The sequence below is a fragment of the Magnetospirillum sp. XM-1 genome, assembly GCF_001511835.1.
Taxonomy (GTDB): Bacteria; Pseudomonadota; Alphaproteobacteria; order Rhodospirillales; family Magnetospirillaceae; genus Phaeospirillum.
This window is the reverse complement of the sequence record NZ_LN997848.1, coordinates 3,499,331-3,514,553: the sequence shown is the minus strand read 5'-3', so window position 1 is coordinate 3,514,553 and position 15,223 is coordinate 3,499,331. Positions and strand designations below refer to the sequence as shown.

The following is a 15,223-nucleotide window of genomic DNA, read 5'->3' as shown; positions in this document are numbered from 1 at the left end:
GGGGGCGGCCGGTTCGGCCGCCCCTTTCGCTTTGGTCCGAATACCCCCACGCCGCCCGGTGTTGCCAATGGATGGCAGCAAGGAGTAGGTTTGGGCCGAATTTTCCGGGATACCAAACGATGCGCCCCGATCTTGCGGCCAAGTACGACCTTCGCGTTCCCCGCTACACCTCCTATCCCACCGCGCCGCATTTCCATCCCGGCGTGACGGCCGAGACCTACCGGGGCTGGCTGGGGGAGATCGATCCCAAGCTGGAATTGTCGCTCTACCTCCACATCGCGTTTTGCGCCGAGATGTGCTGGTTCTGCGGCTGCCACACCAAGATCACCAAGCGCTATGCCCCCGTCGCCGCCTATATGGACGCCCTGTGGCGCGAGGTGGAACTGGTGGCCGAGGCGCTGCCCACCCGCATGACGGCGCGCCACGTCCATTTCGGCGGCGGCTCGCCCACCATTCTCTCGTCCGGGGATTTCGTCCGCACCATCGACCTGTTGAAGAGCCGCTTCATCCTCAAGCCCGACGCCGAGGTGGCGGTGGAGCTTGATCCGCGCACCGCCGACGAGGCCTATGTCAAGGCCATGGCGGGGGCGGGGGTGACGCGTGCCTCCATCGGCGTGCAGGACCTGGACGACAAGGTGCAGCAGGCCATCAACCGCATCCAGCCCTACGAGGTCACCGAGCGGGTGGTGGAATGGCTGGGCAAGCACGGCGTGCCCGAGGTCAACATCGACCTGATCTACGGCCTGCCGCACCAGACCCTGGACGGCCTGCTGGCCACCATCGACAAGGCGGTGCGGGGCTTCAGGCCCAAGCGCGTCGCCCTGTTCGGCTATGCCCACGTGCCGTGGATGAAGAAGCACCAGCGGCTGATCCCGGAAGACACCCTGCCCGATACCGAGACCCGCTGGCAGCAGTATGAACAGGGCTGCAAGCTGCTGACCGAGACCCTGGGCTATGTCCAGATCGGCCTCGACCACTTCGCCGCTCCCGACGACGCCATGGCCATCGCCTTGAAGGAAAAGCGGCTGCACCGCAACTTCCAGGGCTACACCACCGATTCCGCCACCACCCTGATCGGCTTCGGGGCGTCGGGCATCGGTTCGCTGCCCCAGGGCTATGTGGTCAACGACGGCGAGGTCCACGCCTACCAGCGCGCCATGGCCGAAGGAAAGCTCGCCACCTCGCGCGGCGTGGCCATCAGCCCCGACGACATCCTGCGGCGCGAGATCATCGAGCGGCTGATGTGCGACCTGGAAATCGACCTGGACAAGGTCGCCGCCCGCCATGGCGCCGACGGCTCGCAGTTCGGCCCCGAACTGGCCTCGCTGGCGCCTTTGCAGGCCGACGGTCTGGTCGAGGTCGCTGGCCACCGCATCCATGTCACCGAGGAGGGCCGCACCCTGGTGCGCGCCGTCTGCGCCGCCTTCGACCGCTATCTCAAGGCGGGCGAGCAGCGCCATTCCAAGGCGGTGTAACAAGATGACCATGGCCTGGTACGACTACTTCATGGGCTTTGCCAAGCACGCCGCCAGCAAGTCCAAGGACCCCAGCACCCAGGTGGGCGCCGTGGCGGTGGGGCCCGACGGCGAGATCCGCGCCACCGGCTATAACGGCCTGCCCAGGGGCGTCGAGGACAAGCCCGAGCGCATGGAGCGCCCGGCCAAGTATCTGTGGACCTCGCACGCCGAGGAAAACCTGGTGGCCCATGCCGCCCGGGTGGGGGTCAGCCTCAAGGGCTGCACCGTCTACGTCACCCACTATCCCTGCTCGCGCTGCGCCCGTTCGCTGATCCAGGCCGGGGTGGCGCAAATCCACGTGGGCGACGGCACCACCTCCATGCCCGCCGAGGAATTCGACACCGCCCGGGTGATGTTCGAGGAATCCGGCGTCAAGGTGGGCTGAATCGAAAAATCGGAAAACTCTCAAACCTGAGTGGCGTCCGAGCCCCTGAAGAGGCAGAGCGTTTTCGTACAACCAGAATCCCAGGGCGCTTCCGCTTTAAGCCGAAGCGCCCTGGGTCTTTTCTGCCAGGAAAGAGCTTCGCTTTCTCAAGGTTCGGATACCGCTCGGGCTGAAGAGTTTCGCCCGGATGCGGCCATTTCGTTACGTCATGCTTTGAGGCCGTCCGAGAGACGCGCTCCCCCCTTCCTGCTCGGATACCAACATCTTCAGGCGCCGTCGCCGGCCCCACGGGGTGGTCGGGAGTCCATGATTGAGAGTTGTCCTCATCGGCACGCCTATGCCGAAAGATGGTTTATATATACTAAAAATGATTCAAAAGTTGTGTGCATATGAGCCATAATCTCAATAAGGATCAAGCCTAATTAAATTCAATTATAAATAGAGATGCGGAGGGGTCCGATGTCTGCCAATCTGCCGACCAACAGTGCGATATATGCTTCCTTTGTCGCCGATAGCGATAGCAACGCCTTGCTGTTATGCGCTTCTCCGGACGGGTGTTCCTGGGGGCCCAACATCGATATAGCCGACCAGACGACCCTGGCCATCCCGGACCTGGCTGTGTTCAACAGCCAGTTCTGGGTGTCGTTTGTGGCCAGCAACGGCAACAATCCGCAGGTGCTGCTGTGCTCGTCCCCGGACGGGGTGAATTGGTCGAACAACATGGTTGTGGGCGGCCAGTCCTTCAGGTCGCCCAGGCTGACAGTGTTCAATGGCCGCCTCTGGCTGGCCTATGCCGATACCAGCAGTGATCTCTGGGTGGGGTCGTCGCCGGATGGCGTCAACTGGACCCCGTTCTATCCGGTGAATCAATCGACCTGGGGGTTTGATTTCACCTCGTTCAACGGCCAGCTGTATATCGTGTTCATCACCTCCAGTTCCTCTCAGGATCTGCTGGTCTGCTCATCGCCCGACGGCATCAACTGGTCGGGCAACACGCCCATTAATCAGTCGAGCCTTACCGCGCCGGCAGTGGCCGTGCTGAACGGCCAGATGGTCGTGGCCTTCGTCGCCAACAGCAGTTCCAATGAATTGCTGACCTGCATTTCCTCGGATGGCGTGAATTGGTCCGGCAATCACTGGGTTGACCAGACCACGGCCTATGCTCCGACCCTGACCGCCTTCAACAACCTGCTCTGGGTGGGTTTTCGAGCCGACAGCGATTCGGGGGTCCTGCTTCAGTGTTCTTCCGCCGACGGCATCAACTGGTCGTCCAACGGCTCGATCGGCCAGACGGGGCAGGGCGGGCCGACATTCCTGGGAGTGGATATCCAGACGGGGACCCTGACGCCCAAATACATCGTCACCAGCGTCATCTACGCCCCGCCGGGCAGTGCCGCCGGCACGGCTTCCTCCGTGAGCTACAGCCAGGGAAGCCAGGCGGGCACGACCGTATCCACCGGCAATTCGTTTCAGCAGGGCTACAGCGTCACCGCCGGAGTCGATACCGGTGCCTTTTCGGCCGAGGCAAGCTTTGGCTGCTCCAGTGAAACCTCCTCGTCCAGCTCGGTCAGCATCAACAAGAGCACGACTTTCACCATCGACCTTTCGGGGCCGAATAACGACGGCATCGACCACCAAAATGACGGCTTCTACCTGTGGCTCAACCCACTGCTCAACATCTACGCGGATTCGTTCGGTGATGTGCAGTGGCTGATGAGTGTGGCCGGCGCCACCATGCAGATCGTGTGGGTCCAGGCCGGCTGGCTGCTCCAGCCGGGCACCATGCCGCAGGACGTTCAGCAGACTCTCGACGCCGCCGGGCTGACCCCGACCGACTACGCCGCAATCCTTTCGACAAACCCGTTCATGCCCGGCGGCACCATCGATCCCAACCGCTACCTGCTGCTGAACCAGACCTTCACCTACGAAGCCGGCTCGCCCACTGAAAGTTTTACCCTCTCCAATTCCGAGACCCAGACCCAAACCCAGGAAACCAGTGTTACCTATTCCGTGGATGCGACCGTGAAGGGGGGAGAGGAGGTTACCGCCGCGATCGGCGCCAATTTCGAGTGGACCAACAGCTCGTCCACCGAGACCGAGAGCGAGACCGATCAGACCGCGACATTCACCATCAACCCGCCGTCATCGGGCTATGATGGGCCGGTCATGCTGTATGTCTATTGGGACAATGTGTATCAGAGCTTCGCCTTCTCTCTGGAGCCCCTTTCGTCCTGAACGCAGCTCAGGCGTCACCGCCAGGGCTATGAGCGCGACAGGTGGGGCACGCCCACCCATCCCACACCTGACGGGTAGGCGTGTCCCACCTAACTAATTTCCCATACTCCCCCTATGGGTGTTCCTGCCCCGTGCCGGAGTGGCCATAGTAGCGTCCGCGAATACAAGGGCGAATGCCCAGAACCATCCGGGAGATTGCGGCGCCATGGACCAGTCGAAGCGCTATGTGAATCTGGGCTTGCGCGAGGCAGACCTGATCAGGGGCGGCCGCCACGTGCTGTGCGCCTATCGCATGCGGCCCAGGGCCGGCTACGGCTATGTGGCGACGGCGGCCCATTTCGCCGCCGAATCGTCTACCGGCACCAATGTGGAGGTCTGCACCACCGACGACTTCACCCGTGGCGTCGATGCCCTGGTCTATGCGGTGGACGAGGCGGAAGGGCTGATGAAGATCGCCTATCCGGTGGAGCTGTTCGACCGCAACATCATCGACGGCAAGGCGATGATCGCCTCGTTCCTGACGCTCACCGTGGGCAACAACCAGGGCATGAGCGACGTGGAGCACGCCAAGATGGAGGATTTCTGGGTTCCGCCGGATTTCCTTCGGCTGTTTGACGGTCCGGCGGTCAACATCTCCCACATGTGGAAGGTGCTGGGCCGTCCGCAAGTGAACGGCGGCATGGTGGTCGGCACCATCATCAAGCCCAAGCTGGGCCTGCGCCCCAAGCCTTTCGCCGACGCCTGCCACCAGTTCTGGCTGGGCGGCGACTTCATCAAGAACGACGAGCCCCAGGGCAACCAGGTCTTCGCCCCCTTCAAGGAAACCATGGTCCTGGTGGCCGATGCCATGCGCTGCGCCCAGGACGAGACCGGCCAGCCAAAGCTGTTCTCCGCCAACATTACCGCCGACGATCCGGCCGAGATGATCGCGCGCGGCGAATTCATCCTGAAGACCTTCGGCGAGAATGCCTCCCACGTGGCCTTCCTGGTGGACGGCTTCGTGGCCGGTCCCACGGCGGTGACCACCTGCCGGCGCAACTTCCCCGGCACCTTCCTGCACTATCACCGGGCGGGTCACGGCGCCGTCACCTCGCGCCAGTCCAAGCGCGGCTACACCGTGCTGGTCCACATGAAGATGGCCCGTCTGATCGGGGCCAGCGGCATCCATACCGGCACCATGGGCTATGGCAAGATGGAAGGCGCCCCCGACGAGAAGATGGTGGCCTACATGCTGGAACGGCAACTGGCCGACGGCTCCCATTACCGCCAGGATTGGGGCGGCATGGCGTCCTGCACGCCGATCATCTCGGGCGGCATGAACGCGCTGCGGCTGCCGGGATTCTTCGACAATCTCGGCCATTCCAACGTCATCCAGACCTCGGGCGGGGGCGCGTTCGGCCACAAGGACGGCCCCGTCGCCGGCGCGCTGTCGCTGCGCCAGGCCCACGAGGCGTGGCAGGCGGGAATCGACCTGGTGGACTACGCCCAGGGGCACCCTGAACTTAAGGGTGCGTTCGAATCCTTTGCGTCCGACGCCGATCGGCTGTATCCCGGCTGGCGGGATCGCCTGCGCATCGCCGCTTGAGTGGGGTAAATCGTGTCGAGAAAACATCCGGTCATCGCCGTCACCGGCTCGTCGGGGGCGGGGACCAGCACGGTCAAGGAAGCCTTCGAGCATATGTTCCGCCGCGAGGGCATCAAGCCGGCGGTGGTCGAGGGCGACAGCTTCCATCGCTATAACCGTGCCGACATGAAGAAGGCCATGGGCGAGGCGGAAAGGGGCGGGCGCCGCACCTTCAGCCATTTCGGCCCCGAGGCCAACCTGTTTCCCCAGCTCGAGGAGCTGTTCGCCTCCTACGGCGACACCGGGCGGGGTAAGCGGCGCTTCTACGTTCACAACGAGGAAGAGGCGGCGCGCTTCGCCCATCTGGGCGTGGCGTCGGGCGAGTTCACCCCGTGGGAGGACCTGCCCGAGGACACCGACTGCCTGTTCTACGAGGGCCTGCACGGCTGCGTGGCGACAAGGGACAACAACGTCGCCCAGCACGTGGACCTGAAGATCGGCGTGGTGCCGGTGATCAATCTGGAGTGGATTCAGAAGATCCATCGCGATACGTCAGAACGCGGCTATTCGGAAGAGGCGGTGATGGACACCATCCTGCGCCGCATGCACGACTACGTTCACTACGTGGTGCCGCAGTTCAAGCTGACCGACATCAACTTCCAGCGGGTGCCCATCGTCGACACCTCGGACCCCATCATCGCCCGCGACATTCCCACCGCCGACGAGAGCCTGGTGGTGATCCGCTTCAGGAAGCCCGACCGCTTCCGCGTCGATTTCCCCTTCCTGCTGCAGATGCTGAAGGATTCGTGGATGAGCCGGCGCAACACCATCGTGGTGCCGGGCGGCAAGATGGGGCTGGCCATGGAGCTGATCCTCACCCCCATCCTGCGCCGCATCATGGAGGATCGCCGCGCCCTGCTGGGGTAGGCGGGTTGATTCAAGGGGGCTGATTACCTATGATTACAACGTAATCATAGACCCTGCGGAGCCGCGCCATGAGCGGACAGAATTTCTCCATTCGTACCGACGCGGCCAAGCTGAGCGAGATCGACCGCTTGGCCCAGGCCCACAACCGCTCGCGCAATTTCGTGGTCAACGAGGCCATCGATCGCTATCTGGCCGATGAGCGCCGCTGGGTGGAGGCTGTTCAGGCGGGGCTGGCGGCCGCCAAGGCGGGGGATTTCGCCTCCGCCGATGAGATCGATACGCTTTTCAAGGGATTTGAAGCGGCAGCCAAGGAATGAGGCTGCGCTGGACCCGGCCGGCCCTGAGGGACCTGAGCGATATTCATGCCTATATCGCCGAGCGGGATACTGCCGCCGCCTTGCGGGTTATCCGATTGCTGCGGGCGCAGGCCGACGGGCTTGCGGTCCATTCTCATATGGGGCGCGAGGGGCTGGTCGAAGGAGCCCGTGAACTGGTGGTGCCGGGTTTGCCGTTCCTCATCGCCTATCGGGTGACGGAGGAGTTTGTCGATATCCTCGCTCTTCGTCACGGGGCAAGGCTTTGGCCCGGGCGGTTACCGGCGACTTGACGATCAGCCTTTCAGCCAGGCATTCACCAGCACGCGGGCGATGGAATCCTTGCGCGGCAGGAAGCGCCCTTCCGCGCCCGGTCGGTCGGCCTCGCCGAAGGTGCGGACCTCGTCGCGGGTGAACCAGCGGACGTCCTCGATCTCGTGGGGGTCGGCCACCGGCTCGCCCCCGTCCGCCAGGGCGTTGAAGCCGATCATCAGGGAGGAGGGGAAGGGCCAGGGCTGACTCGCTACATAAGTGGTTGAGCGCACCTCGATGCCGGCTTCCTCCCACACTTCGCGGGCCACGGCGCCTTCCAGCGATTCGCCCGGTTCGACGAAGCCGGCCAGGCAGGAATACATGCCGGGCGCCCATACGGGCTGGCGCCCGAGCAGGGCGCGCCCCATTGGATCGGTGACCAGCATGATGATGGCCGGGTCGGTGCGGGGAAAGTGCAGGGCGCCGCAGGACGGCGCGGCGCATTTGGTCGAATGGCCGGAATCCTGGACCAGCAGCGAGCCGCCGCAGGTGGCGCAGAACCGGGTCTTCTCGCGCCAGACCAGCACGCCCCTGGCATAGGCCAGCAGGGCGGAATCCTGGGCGGGCAGCAATCCGCCCACCGAGCGGAGCCACACCCAGTTGCCGCCCATTTCCGGCCCGTTCTCGTCGGCTTCCAGCCCCGAGACGTCGAGCGCCAGCAACGGCCCCGACGCATCCTCGCCCAGCAGCAGGCAATTGCCCGCCGTCGCCTCGGCGAGGCGCAGGCCGTAGGCGCGGTCGAGCCAGCGGACCGAGGGCGGGGTGCCGGCCACCAACTGGCGGCCGCGCCAGTAAAGGGTGAAGCGGGCGCCCGGGCGGCGCATGAGTTCGGCGATGTCGCCGCCGCGGCGGACCGCGTGGGCGCGGTCGAGGCCGAGTCCGGAATAGAGAATGGCTGAGGTCATGGCGGCAGCTTGGCATGACCAAAAGATGGCGGCGAGAAGAAGATTGCGAATCCGGTGGCAATTTGGAAGATTGTCGCCGGCGGTGATCCATGAATGATATCCAAGCGCTTCTCAACGGCCTGCTCGACTCCATTCGCGACGCGGTGATCATCGCCGACGGAGAAGGCAATCCCCTGCGCTCGAACCCGGCGTTCGAGACGCTGATGGGCTTTTCCTCCTCGGGCGGGGCCGAGGTGTCCCGCCTGGCGGCCGGCATGATCTACCGGGCCCTGAACCCCGGCGCGGGCGGCCGCTGGCAGGGCATGGTCACCTGCCCCGACGGCAAGGAACGCCCTTTCGAGGTGACCGCCGCCGCCATCAACTCGGCCGCCGACTTCCCCGATCGCTATCTGTGCGTGGTGCGCCCCGCCGTGGCCGAGGATGCCAACGGCGAGAGCGGCACCTTCGGCTACGATTCGCTGACTGGCCTGCCCAACCGCGACCTGTACGCCGACCGTATCGGCCAGGCGGTGCTGCAGGCCAACCGCACCGGCGGTTCGGTGGCGCTGATGATGATGGGGCTGGACCGCTTCACCCTGGTCAACGACGCGTTGGGCCACGGGGCCGGCGACCGGCTGCTGATCGAGGTGGCGCGCCGTCTCAAGATGTGCGTGCGCGAGACCGACACGGCGGTACGCCTGGACGGTGACAAGTTCGCCCTGGTGATGGCCATCGCCGACACCGACGACAGCGTCATCGTCGCCGAAAAGGCGCTGAACGCCGTCAAGGAGCCGTTCGCCCTGGACGGGCAGGAGGTGGTGATCACCTTCTCCATCGGCATCAGCGTCTATCCGCTGGACGCCGATTCCAGCGCCCAGCTGGTCAAGCATGCCGAGAACGCGCTGCATTACGCCAAGGTCTCGGGCCGCAACCAGTACCAGTTCTTCTCCAAGGACATGAACCGCAAGGCCAAGTCCAGGCTGGAGCTGGAGGGCCGCCTGCGCCGCGCCCTGGCCAACGATGAATTCGTGGTCTTCTACCAGCCCAAGGTCTCCGCCGACCGCGACACCATCGTCGGCGCCGAGGCGCTGATCCGCTGGATGGATCCCGAGCGCGGCATGGTCTCGCCGGGAGAGTTCATTCCCGTCGCCGAGGAAAGCGGGCAGATCGAGGCCATCGGCACCTGGATTCTGCGCGAATCCTGCGTGCAGAACCGCAAGTGGCAGGATGCCGGCTTCGATCCCTTGAAGGTGTCGGTCAACGTTTCGGCGCGGCAGTTCCGCTCGCGCACCCTGATCGAGACGGTGACCGAGGCGCTGGACTCCTCCGGCCTCGATCCCAAATGGCTGGAGCTCGAGATCACCGAGAGCATGCTGATGAACGACGTGGATACGGCGGTGCGCAAGATGAAGGCGCTGCGCGACCTGGGCGTCGGGCTGTCCATCGACGATTTCGGTACCGGCTATTCCTCGCTCAGCTATCTGGGGCGCTTCCCCATCACCACTCTCAAGATCGACCGCGCCTTCATCGCCGATGTGGACACCAATCCCAAGACCGCCGAGATCGCCCGGGCCATCATTGGCCTGTCGCGCGGTCTCAACCTAGAGGTGGTGGCGGAAGGTGCCGAAATCGCCGAGCACATCATGTTCCTGCGCAACAATGGATGCGACACCGTGCAAGGGTTCTATTACTCTCGTCCAGTGCCGGCCGAAGAGTTCGAGCGCATGATGCGGCAAAGGGTCCTGATTCACGCCTGATCTCGCGTTACGGTAAGTTTTCCCCTCACTTCCTTGGGGTCTTTTGACCAACGTCAAAGCGCCCGATCGGGCCGAGTGACATTTTGCCGCCATCTGGCGTCATCCCTGGGGAGAGGGGGTGGCCTGCCGAGGGAGGAGTTCCGATGTCTGGGCTAATGTCCCGGCGGACGTTGTTGACGAGGCGGACCGAAAGCCGGGCGCCTTCGGGTCCTCGTCCGCCCTGGAGCATCGATACCTTCGCCGCTGCCTGCGATGGTTGCGGCGCCTGCCTCACCTCCTGTCCCGAACACATTCTCGTCAAGGGTGCCGATGGCCGGCCGGTGGTGGATTTCACCCGGGGTGGCTGCACCTTCTGCGGCGATTGCGATACCGCGTGCGTGGCGCGTGACGGCCGTCCGGCGGCCATTGACCGCAAGGCGTTCGACGGCGCCGGCTCTCTGCCCGTGCTGGCGCGCCTGGGCGCCGCCTGCATTTCCATTCAAGGCGTGACCTGTCGCCTGTGCGGCGACCCCTGCGAGTCCCGCGCCATCAAGTTCAGGCCTTTGCCGGGCGGCCGCGTGCTGCCCGAGATCGCCGACGAGTCCTGTAATGGTTGTGGAGTTTGCGTTTCGACCTGTCCGGTCGGGGCGCTTTCCATGGCACCTTTGGTTCGAGCCTGAGAGGAAGACGATGAGACTCGCGACCTTCGTTGCCACCGAGCAATCCAAGCCCAGGGAGCAGGTGGAGAACATCTGCGGCGTGTTGATTCACGTCAAGCCGGAGCGCCGGCACGAGGTTCATGATGCCCTCAGCCGGATTCCCGGCGTCGAGGTCCACACCATGACCGACGATGGCAGGATGGTGGTTACCGTCGAGGATGCCGAAGGCAACTGGGCGGGTTCCACGATTACCAGCCTGACCGACATCCAGGGAATTCTGAATGTGTCCCTGGTTTATCATCACTTTGATTCTGATCTTGATCTGGAAGGGGAGACCGTTTCATGAGCCTCACCAGGCGCGACTTCATTAAGGCGAACGCCGTCGCGGCCACTGCTGCCGCTGCGGGGATCGCCACGCCGGCCATCGCCCAGCCGGCAAAAGCCAATATCCGCTGGGACAAGGGTGTCTGCCGCTTCTGCGGTACGGGATGCGCCGTTCTGGTGGGCGTTCAGGACGGCCGGGTGGTTGCCACCCAGGGCGATCCCGATTCTCCCGTCAACCGTGGCCTGAACTGCATCAAGGGCTACTTCCTGTCCAAGATCATGTACGGCGAAGACCGGCTGACCAAGCCGCTGCTGCGCATGAAGAACGGCAAGTTCGACAAGAACGGCGAATTCACGCCGATCACGTGGGACCAGGCCTTCGACATCATGGCGGAGAAGTGGAAGGAGCAGCTGAAGAAGCCCGACGGCGCCACCCGCGTCGGCATGTTCGGCTCGGGCCAGTGGACCATCTGGGAAGGCTACGCCGCCTCCAAGCTGTACAAGGCCGGCTTCCGCTCCAACAACCTGGACCCCAATGCGCGCCACTGCATGGCCTCGGCCGTTGCCGGCTTCATGCGCACCTTCGGCATCGACGAGCCCATGGGCTGCTACGACGACATCGAGCAGACCGACGCTTTCGTGCTGTGGGGCTCCAACATGGCGGAGATGCACCCCATCCTGTGGTCGCGCGTCACCGATCGCCGCCTGACCCACGAGGGCTGCAAGGTCGCCGTGCTGTCCACCTTCGAGCACCGCTCGTTCGAGCTGGCCGACCTGCCGATGGTGTTCACGCCCCAGACCGATCTGGCGATCCTGAACTACATCTGCCACTACATCATCTCGAAGAACGCCTATAACAAGGAGTTCATCGAGAAGCACGTCAACTTCAAGAAGGGCGTGACGGACATCGGCTATGGCCTGCGTCCGACCAATCCGCTCGAGAAGGATCAGGCCAACGCGGCCACTCCGGACAAGTCCGACCCGATGACCTTCGACGAGTTCAAGGCCTTCGTGTCCGAATACACCCTGGAGAAGGTGTCCAAGCTGTCGGGCGTTCCCGCCGACAAGCTGGAAGCCCTGGCCAAGATGTACGCCGATCCGAAGATGAAGATCGTGTCGTTCTGGACCATGGGCTTCAACCAGCACGCGCGCGGCACGTGGGTCAACAACATGATCTACAACGTGCATCTGCTGATGGGCAAGATCTCCGAGCCGGGCAACAGCCCGTTCTCGCTGACCGGCCAGCCCTCGGCCTGCGGCACGGCCCGCGAAGTGGGCACCTTCGCCCACCGCCTGCCCGCCGACATGGTGGTGATGAACGACAAGCATCGTGAGATCACCGAGAAGCTGTGGCAGCTGCCGGCCGGCACGCTGAACCCCAAGATTGGCTATCACGCGGTTCTGCAGCATCGCATGCTGAAGGACGGCAAGCTGAACGCCTATTGGGTCCAGTGCACCAACAACATGCAGACCGCGCCCAACATGAACGAGGAGGGGTATCCGGGCTACCGCAACCCCGCCAATTTCGTGGTGGTGTCCGATCCCTATCCGACCGTGACCGCGCTGGCGGCCGACCTGATCCTGCCCACCGCCATGTGGATGGAGAAGGAAGGGGCCTACGGCAACGCCGAGCGCCGCACCCAGTTCTGGCGTCAGCAGGTCAAGGCTCCGGGCGAGGCCAAGTCGGATCTGTGGCAGCTGATGGAGTTCTCCAAGCGCTTCAAGGTCGAGGAAGTGTGGCCGGAGGAACTGATCGCCAAGAAGCCGGAAGTGCGCGGCAAGACGCTGTTCGACATCCTGTACAAGAACGGCGCCGTGGATAAGTTCCCGCTGGCCGAGCTGCAGGCCGGTCACGACAACGACGAGTCCAAGGCGTTCGGCTTCTACGTCCAGAAGGGCCTGTTCGAGGAATATGCCCAGTTTGGTCGCGGCCATGCCCACGATCTGGCGCCGTTCGAGACCTACCACAAGGCCCGCGGCCTGCGCTGGCCGGTGGTCGACGGCAAGGAGACCCTGTGGCGCTTCCGTGAGGGCTACGACCCCTACGTGAAGGCGGGCGAGGGTGTGAAGTTCTACGGCAAGCCCGACGGCAAGGCCTGGATCTTCGCGCTGCCCTACGCTCCGGCCGCCGAGTCGCCGGACAAGGAGTACGACCTGTGGCTGTCCACCGGCCGCGTGCTGGAGCACTGGCATTCGGGGTCCATGACCCGTCGCGTGCCGGAACTGCACAAGTCGGTGCCCAACGCCGTGCTGTACATGCATCCCAACGACGCCGCCAAGCGCAATTTGCGCAACGGCGACGTGGTGAAGATCGCCAGCCGGCGCGGCGAGGTGACCACCCGTATCGACACCCGTGGCCGTAACAAGCCGCCGGAGGGGCTGGTCTACATGCCGTTCTTCGACGAAAGCCAGCTGGTCAACAAGCTCACTCTTGACGCCACTTGCCCGATCTCCAAGGAGACGGACTACAAGAAGTGCGCGGTCAAGGTGACCAAGGCCTAAGGAAGAGGGAAGGGACCGCCCGTAGCGCCCAAGGCGGGGCGGGCGGTCCCAACCATCGGAGAAGCCAATCATGGCCAAGCACCACAAGACAGGTGGGGATGCTGTGGACCACAACCGGCGAGCCGTGCTGGCCGGAACGGTCAAGGGCGCCTGTACGGTCGGGCTGCTTGGCGCTTTGCTTGCCATTCCCGCCCGGCGCAAGGCCGAGGCGGTGGCGCTCCGGCCGCCCGGCGCGGTGGCCGAGAAGGATTTTCTTTCGGCCTGCGTCCGCTGCGGGCTGTGCGTCAAGGATTGCCCCTACGACACCCTGAAGCTGTCGGACGTGGGCGACGGCCCGGCGCTGGGCACGCCTTTCTTCAACGCCCGCAAGGTCCCTTGCGAGATGTGCGAGCACATCCCCTGTGTCGCCGCCTGCCCGACGGGCGCGCTGGACAAGGGGCTGACCGACATCAAGAACGCCAAGATGGGCGTGGCCGTCCTGGTCGGCCAGGAGACCTGCCTGAATTTCCTGGGCTTACGCTGCGACGTCTGCTATCGCGTCTGCCCGCGCATCGGCGAGGCCATCACGCTCGAGCTCAGCCACAACACCCGCACCGCCAAGCACGCCTTCTTCATTCCCACCGTGCATTCGGCCAAATGCACCGGCTGCGGCAAGTGCGAGCGGGCCTGCGTGCTGGACGAGGCGGCCATCAAGGTCCTGCCGCACGCCTTGGCCACCGGCCAGCTGGGCCGGCATTACCGCCTGGGCTGGGAAGAGAAGAAGAAGGCGGGCGCCTCGCTGGTCGAACCCAGCCCCGAGGTGCAGGTGCGCGGCATGGAGGGCGTCGAGATGACGCCGGGCGGCACCTACAAGCTTGAGAAGCGCCCCGATGGCGGCTTCAAGGAGTTCAAGCCATGAGCGCGACCAAGACCGCTCATTCCGGCCTCGTTGATCCCGGCGCCTCGGCGGTGGCCGCCAAGGGCTGGCTGGCCGCCAACAAGTGGCTGCTGGCCCGGCGCCTGTCCCAGGCCCTGGTGGTCGCCGTGTTCCTGACCGGCCCGCTGTGGGGCGTGTGGATCGCCAAGGGCAATCTGGCGTCGAGCCTGACGCTGGGCGTGCTGCCGCTGACCGATCCCCTGATGGTGCTGCAGGCCCTGGTGGCCGGGCATGTGATGACCGGGACCGCCCTGATCGGCGCGGCCATCGTGCTGGCCGCCTATCTGGTGGTCGGCGGGCGCGTCTATTGCTCCTGGGTCTGCCCGGTCAACGCCGTCACCGATCTGGCCCACTGGTTGCGGTTGCGCTTGGGGATCGAGAAGGGATTGCCGCTCAACCGCAACACCCGCCTGTGGGTGCTGGGCGGCGTGCTGGTCGCCTCGGCTGCCACCGGCACCATCGCCTGGGAACTGGTCAACCCGGTGACCATGCTGCATCGCGGGCTGGTGACCGGGGCGATCCTGACCTTCGGTTCGGCCGCCCTGATCACCCTGGCCGTGTTCCTGTTCGACCTGGGCGTCGCAAGCCGCGGCTGGTGCACCCATCTTTGCCCGGTGGGGGCCTTCTACGGCCTGCTGGGCCGGGCGGCGGTGCTGCGGGTTTCCGCGGTCAACCGCGCCGCCTGCGACGATTGCATGGATTGTTTCGCCGTCTGCCCCGAACGCCACGTCATCGCGCCCGCGCTGCGCGGCGCCGCCAAGGGAGTAGGCCCCGTCATCATGTCGCACGACTGCACCAATTGCGGCCGTTGCATCGACGTGTGTTCAAAGACCGTTTTCCGGTTCGACACCAGGTTCCACAACCGGCCGTCCGACACTCCGTCGTCCGGCTCGGGGGTGAAGGCCGAAGTGCCGCCGGTCAAAGTTGCTTGATGATTTCTTTCGAGAG

General features: G+C 64.6%; 14 protein-coding genes. 13 read left to right on the top strand and 1 reads right to left on the bottom strand.

Annotated elements, in window-relative coordinates:
* The first annotated feature begins 119 nt into the window (after positions 1 to 119).
* The 7 genes from hemN (at position 120) to XM1_RS16220 (ending at position 7,235) form a co-directional block, all read left to right on the top strand.
* On the top strand, positions 120 to 1,475 hold the full coding sequence (gene hemN, locus XM1_RS16250) for an oxygen-independent coproporphyrinogen III oxidase (protein ID WP_068435284.1): 1,356 nt from the start codon (positions 120 to 122) through the stop codon (positions 1,473 to 1,475).
* A gap of 4 nt (positions 1,476 to 1,479) precedes the next feature.
* Positions 1,480 to 1,902: a dCMP deaminase family protein gene (locus tag XM1_RS16245; RefSeq protein WP_068435282.1), complete on the top strand. Its 423-nt coding sequence runs from the start codon at positions 1,480 to 1,482 to the stop codon at positions 1,900 to 1,902.
* A gap of 459 nt (positions 1,903 to 2,361) precedes the next feature.
* On the top strand, positions 2,362 to 4,137 hold the full coding sequence (locus XM1_RS16240) for a hypothetical protein (protein ID WP_068435280.1): 1,776 nt from the start codon (positions 2,362 to 2,364) through the stop codon (positions 4,135 to 4,137).
* 205 nt (positions 4,138 to 4,342) lie between these two features.
* The gene (locus tag XM1_RS16235; RefSeq protein ID WP_068435278.1) at positions 4,343 to 5,722 is read left to right on the top strand and encodes a ribulose-bisphosphate carboxylase; all 1,380 of its coding nucleotides are present in this window, start codon (positions 4,343 to 4,345) and stop codon (positions 5,720 to 5,722) included.
* Between the two features lie 12 nt (positions 5,723 to 5,734).
* The gene (locus tag XM1_RS16230) at positions 5,735 to 6,628 is read left to right on the top strand and encodes a phosphoribulokinase (RefSeq protein WP_068435276.1); all 894 of its coding nucleotides are present in this window, start codon (positions 5,735 to 5,737) and stop codon (positions 6,626 to 6,628) included.
* Positions 6,629 to 6,696: 68 nt separating this feature from the next.
* Positions 6,697 to 6,945, top strand: coding sequence for a CopG family ribbon-helix-helix protein (locus XM1_RS16225; RefSeq protein ID WP_068435275.1), 249 nt, complete (start codon positions 6,697 to 6,699; stop codon positions 6,943 to 6,945).
* A complete protein-coding gene (locus XM1_RS16220) occupies positions 6,942 to 7,235 on the top strand; it encodes a type II toxin-antitoxin system RelE/ParE family toxin (protein WP_068435273.1) in 294 nt (97 codons plus the stop codon). Before XM1_RS16225 ends, XM1_RS16220 begins: the two co-directional genes overlap by 4 nt.
* A 3-nt stretch (positions 7,236 to 7,238) precedes the next feature.
* On the opposite strand, the gene nudC is transcribed toward XM1_RS16220, so the two are convergent.
* Positions 7,239 to 8,159: an NAD(+) diphosphatase gene (nudC, locus tag XM1_RS16215; RefSeq protein WP_068435271.1), complete on the bottom strand. Its 921-nt coding sequence runs from the start codon at positions 8,157 to 8,159 to the stop codon at positions 7,239 to 7,241.
* An 89-nt stretch (positions 8,160 to 8,248) separates the two neighbouring features.
* Between nudC and XM1_RS16210 the strand changes: the two genes are divergently transcribed.
* From XM1_RS16210 to napH, 6 genes are all read left to right on the top strand, one after another.
* Entirely contained in the window at positions 8,249 to 9,895 is a 1,647-nt protein-coding gene (locus tag XM1_RS16210) for an EAL domain-containing protein (protein WP_068435269.1), read from the top strand.
* Between the two features lie 173 nt (positions 9,896 to 10,068).
* Entirely contained in the window at positions 10,069 to 10,554 is a 486-nt protein-coding gene (locus XM1_RS16205; RefSeq protein ID WP_231920548.1) for a ferredoxin-type protein NapF, read from the top strand.
* A gap of 10 nt (positions 10,555 to 10,564) precedes the next feature.
* A complete protein-coding gene (locus tag XM1_RS16200) occupies positions 10,565 to 10,879 on the top strand; it encodes a chaperone NapD (protein WP_068435265.1) in 315 nt (104 codons plus the stop codon).
* Complete coding sequence (napA, locus tag XM1_RS16195) at positions 10,876 to 13,359, top strand: nitrate reductase catalytic subunit NapA (protein ID WP_068435263.1); 2,484 nt, start codon at positions 10,876 to 10,878, stop codon at positions 13,357 to 13,359. Before XM1_RS16200 ends, napA begins: the two co-directional genes overlap by 4 nt.
* A 70-nt stretch (positions 13,360 to 13,429) precedes the next feature.
* A complete protein-coding gene (gene napG / locus XM1_RS16190) occupies positions 13,430 to 14,257 on the top strand; it encodes a ferredoxin-type protein NapG (RefSeq protein ID WP_068435261.1) in 828 nt (275 codons plus the stop codon).
* Positions 14,254 to 15,207 carry a quinol dehydrogenase ferredoxin subunit NapH gene (gene napH / locus XM1_RS16185; protein WP_068435259.1) on the top strand — a complete coding sequence of 318 codons (954 nt, stop codon included), beginning with the start codon at positions 14,254 to 14,256 and terminating at the stop codon, positions 15,205 to 15,207. The genes napG and napH overlap by 4 nt, the downstream gene beginning before the upstream one ends.
* Positions 15,208 to 15,223: the final 16 nt, after the last annotated feature.